5 protein-coding genes are annotated in these 3,977 nt (G+C 77.1%); 4 read left to right on the plus strand and 1 reads right to left on the minus strand.

Translation table 11 applies throughout. The features are described from left to right. A partial coding sequence (locus NH602_RS29030) for a DNA-3-methyladenine glycosylase (protein ID WP_374210275.1) occupies window positions 1-448 on the plus strand: 448 nt, incomplete at its 5' end. Then, complete coding sequence (locus NH602_RS29035) at window positions 445-942, plus strand: methylated-DNA--[protein]-cysteine S-methyltransferase (RefSeq protein ID WP_253069470.1); 498 nt, start codon at window positions 445-447, stop codon at window positions 940-942. The genes NH602_RS29030 and NH602_RS29035, both read left to right, overlap by 4 nt. Before the next feature lie 71 nt (window positions 943-1,013). On the opposite strand, the gene NH602_RS29040 is transcribed toward NH602_RS29035, so the two are convergent. After that, window positions 1,014-1,550: a hypothetical protein gene (locus NH602_RS29040; RefSeq protein WP_073577703.1), complete on the minus strand. Its 537-nt coding sequence runs from the start codon at window positions 1,548-1,550 to the stop codon at window positions 1,014-1,016. Between the two features lie 251 nt (window positions 1,551-1,801). On the opposite strand from NH602_RS29040, the gene NH602_RS29045 reads away from it, so the two are divergent. Further along, window positions 1,802-3,397: a DNA recombination protein RmuC gene (locus tag NH602_RS29045; protein ID WP_073577702.1), complete on the plus strand. Its 1,596-nt coding sequence runs from the start codon at window positions 1,802-1,804 to the stop codon at window positions 3,395-3,397. Window positions 3,398-3,473: 76 nt separating this feature from the next. Then, on the plus strand, window positions 3,474-3,977 hold a 504-nt coding region (locus tag NH602_RS29050), incomplete at its 3' end, for a DUF6542 domain-containing protein (RefSeq protein WP_374210276.1).

The raw sequence follows: 3,977 nt of genomic DNA on the forward strand, positions 1-3,977 counted from the left end.
CGGGACGCCGCTGCCCGCCGAGCTGCGCGACGACGACGGGCTGCACCTGCTGTTCCCCGGGCCGCGGGCCCTCGCCGACGCCGACATCGCGGGGCCGGCGCGGCGGGCGTCGTCGCTGCGGGGGCTGTGTGCCGCGCTCGCCGACGGCACCCTCGCCCTCGACCCCGGGCGCGACCCGGACGGGCTGCGCGCCGAGCTGTGCGCGCTGCCCGGGATCGGTCCATGGAGCGCCGGCTACCTGGCCATGCGCGTCCTGGGCGATCCCGACGAGCTGCTCGCCTCCGACCTCGCGGTGCGCCGCGGGGCCGAGGCGCTCGGACTGCCCGGCGACGAGGCGGCGCTCACCGCGCGCGCCCACGCCTGGGCCCCCTGGCGGTCCTACGCCGCCACCCATCTCTGGCGGGCCGCGACGTCCGCCGCCACCACCACTCCTCGGAGGAGCGCATGAGCACAGCGACGTGGTCCACACGGGACACCCCGGCCGGGCCGTTCACCGCCGTCGTCGACGACGACGGACACGTCCTCGCCTCCGGCTGGACCGCCTCGGTCGGCGAGCTGCTCGCCCTGGTGCACCGCTCGCTGTCCCCGGCGACCGTGGTCGAGGGCGACCTCGGTGCGGTCGGCGAGGCGGTCGACCGCTACCACGGCGGCGACCTGTCGGTGATCGACGACGTGCCCGTCCGCCAGCGGTCCGGCCCCTACCGGGAGCTGGCGTGGGACGTGCTGCGGACCGTCCCCGCGGGGGCACCGGTCACCTACACCGGCTACGCCGAGAAGACCGGCCGCCCCGCGGCGGTGCGGGCCGCGGCGGGTGCCTGCGCGTTCAATGCGGCGGCGCTGTTCGTCCCGTGCCACCGGGTGCTGCGCACCGACGGGAGCCTGGGCGGGTTCCGCTACGGCCTGGCCGTGAAGCGGTGGCTGCTGGAGCACGAGGCGGTCTGACACCGCCGCGGCGGCCGCGGATCGCGCACCGCGGCCGCCGCGTGACCGGTGGTCCCGGGCGGCGCCCCGGGTCAGCGCTCGGTGACCGGGCCGACCTGGATGCCGGCGTCGACGCCGATCGGTCCCCGGGCCAGGAAGCCGCCCGGGACGTCACCCCCGGGACCGTGCAGCGAGAACTCCAGCTCGTTCGCCCGGGCGGGTCCGGCGGAGCTGCGGACCTGCACGTCGAACTGCACGGGCTCACCCGGCCCGAACTCGACGGCGCGGGTCTGATCGCCGTAGGGCACCGCGACCTCGGAGGCGCGCGGCGAGCCGTTCAGGCTGAACACCAGGTCCGACGGCGATCCGGACAGCAGGCACGGCGACGTGCCCGGGGCCGCGCTGAGCACGACCGTGTAGTGACGGTGGCCGGCGCTGCCCGGGGCCGGGTGGATGGTCGCCTGCTGGTTCGCCGGGCGGCAGGCACTGGGCGCCGGGTCCCCCGCCGGCGTCGCGGGTGCGGCCGAGGCGACCCCGGCCGGGACGAGCACGGCCGCGGCGGCGACCGCCAGGGCGGCGGTGGTCGTGGCGGCCCCACGGCCGATGGTGCGGGCGAGTCGGGTGGTCATCACAGGTACCTCTCTCACTCTCGCGGTGCGCCCGGGCCCCCCGGCCCGGACCGTCGGCCCCCCGAAGGTCCGACACCGGGAAAGACGTGTGCATCGCGAACCGGTTCGCCCGGCGTGGCATCCGCCTCGCCGGGGCAACCCGGCCGGCCGCCGGCCGTCCCCGTGCGTGCCCGTGCGAAACACCCGGCTCCGGACACGCCACTGAGCTGCGGCGACACGGAACTGTCGGGGGTGCGGTGCACGCTGCGGGGGTGGACGTCCTCAGCCTGCTCCTCGGATCGCTGCTCGGTGCGGCGGTCGCCGCCGCCGTGGTCTGGTCGGTGGCCGCCGCCCGGTTCCGGGCCGAGGCGGCCGAGGCGGCCCGGGCGGCCGCGAACACCGCCGCCACCACCCGGGCCGACGCGGCGGGCCTGCGCGCCGAGCGCGCCGCGCTGCTCGAACGGGTCGAGGAGCTGCACGAGTCCCTCGACGACGCGACGATCCGCGCCCGGCGGGCCGAGTCCGACGCCGCGGGAGCCACCGCCGCGCTGCGCGCCGAGCGGGAGGCCCGGGCCGGGGCCGAGGCCGCGACGGTGCGCCGCGAGGCCGAGCTGAAGGACTCCTTCGCCGCGCTGTCGCAGGACGCGCTGGCCCGCAACAACGAGGCGTTCGTGGCGCTGGCGGAGAGCAGGCTCAAGGAGGCGACCGCCGCGCTCGCGGCGAAGGCCGACGGCGACCAGGCCGCCCGCGCGAAGGCCGTCGAGCAGCTGCTCGACCCGGTCTCGGCGGCGCTGGGCCGGGTCGAGGGGCAGCTGCGGACGGTGGAGAAGGAGCGCGAGTCCGCCTACGCCGGGCTCCGCGAGCAGGTCAGGGCGATGGCGGCGAGCTCGGACAAGCTCGGTACCGAGACGAAGGCGCTGGTCAACGCGCTGCGGGCGCCGCAGGTACGGGGCCGGTGGGGCGAGATGCAGCTGCAGCGGGTCGCGGAGATGGCCGGCATGCTCGAGCACTGCGACTTCTCCACCCAGGTGTCCGCCGCCGGGGAGGACGGCGGGGTCCGCCCGGACATGCTGGTCCGGCTCGCGGGCGGCAAGCAGGTCGTCGTCGACGCGAAGGTGCCGTTCGCGGCCTACCTGCAGGCGGTCGAGGCCTCGGACCCGGACGTGCACACCGAACGGCTCGCGGCGCACGCCCGGCAGCTGCGCACGCACGTGGACCAGCTCTCGGCCAAGGCCTACTGGGAGTCGTTCGAGCCGACACCGGAGTTCGTGGTGCTGTTCGTGCCGGGCGACCCGTTCCTGGAGGCGGCGCTGCGCTCGGACCCGGGGCTCCTGGAGTACGCCTTCGGCCGCAACGTCGTGCTCTCGACGCCGACCACCCTGGTCGCGCTGCTGCGCACCGTCGCCTACGGCTGGAAGCAGGAGGCCCTGGCCCGCAACGCCGCCCAGGTGCACCGGCTCGGGCGCGAGCTGCACGGGCGCCTCGCGACGATGGGCACGCACGTCGCGAAGCTCGGCCGCAGCCTGGACGCGGTGGTGGACAGCTACAACCGGACCGTCTCCTCGCTGGAGGCGCGGGTCCTGGTGAGCGCCCGGAAGTTCACCGAGCTGCAGGTGTCCGACACCGAGCTGGGGACGCCCGCGACGGTCGACCGGACCCCGCGCGGCGTCTCCGCGCCCGAGCTGGTCGCCTCCGCCGGGGACTCGCTGGTGTCCCTCGAGGACCTCGGGCGGCCCGACCACAACCGGTCGGACGGCACCCGATCCGGCGGTGGCCGACCCGACGGCGCACATCCGGGCACGTTCGGCGACGGCGACACGGCACGCGACGAGGCGACCGGGACACCGTGGCGGGAGGGGTTAGGCTGACCGGGTGACCACGGCCCGATCGAGCTCGGCCCGCCGGCCCGGCCGGGGCCCAGCCCCCGCGCGCGGTGGCTGGCCGGTGCGTGAGCGGTCCCTGCTCCCCCCGGTCCTCGGTGTCCCGCCGCTCGCGGCCACCGGTCTGGCCGTCGGTACCACCGCCCTCGGGGTCCTGGTGGACCTGCTACGGATCGGCACCGTCGGCCGGGTGTTCGAGGTCTGCTACCTGCTCGGCTGCGTGCTCGCGGTGTCCTGGGTCCGCCGGCGCGGGCTGTTCCTGCCGGCCGTGCAGCCGCCGCTGCTGCTCGCCGTCGTCGTGCCGCTGGTCGCGGTGCTGATCGGCGCCCCGTCCGGCGGCGGCACGGCGCAGAGCCTGCTCATGGCGGGCGCCCCGCTGATCAACGCGTTCCCGGCGATGGCGGTGACCACGCTGGTCGTGCTGCTCGTCGCCGGTCTGCGTGTGCTGCGCCAGCGCCTCGGCCCGGACGACGCCGTCGGCCGGCTGCGGCAGCGCCTGGGCCGCGACCCGGGCGGGTACGACCCCGACGGCCCCGGTGGGCGGTCCCGGGCTCCGCGCGGCGCGGGC

Origin of the sequence: Pseudonocardia sp. McavD-2-B, assembly GCF_024124365.1 — a bacterium.
Lineage (GTDB): Bacteria > Actinomycetota > Actinomycetes > Mycobacteriales > Pseudonocardiaceae > Pseudonocardia > Pseudonocardia alni.

Coding starts and splice junctions, on each gene's coding strand:
- NH602_RS29035 (WP_253069470.1), top strand. CDS start 445: ATGAGCACAGCGACGTGGTCCACACGGGACACCCCGGCCGGGCCGTTC.
- NH602_RS29040 (WP_073577703.1), bottom strand. CDS start 1,550: ATGACCACCCGACTCGCCCGCACCATCGGCCGTGGGGCCGCCACGACC.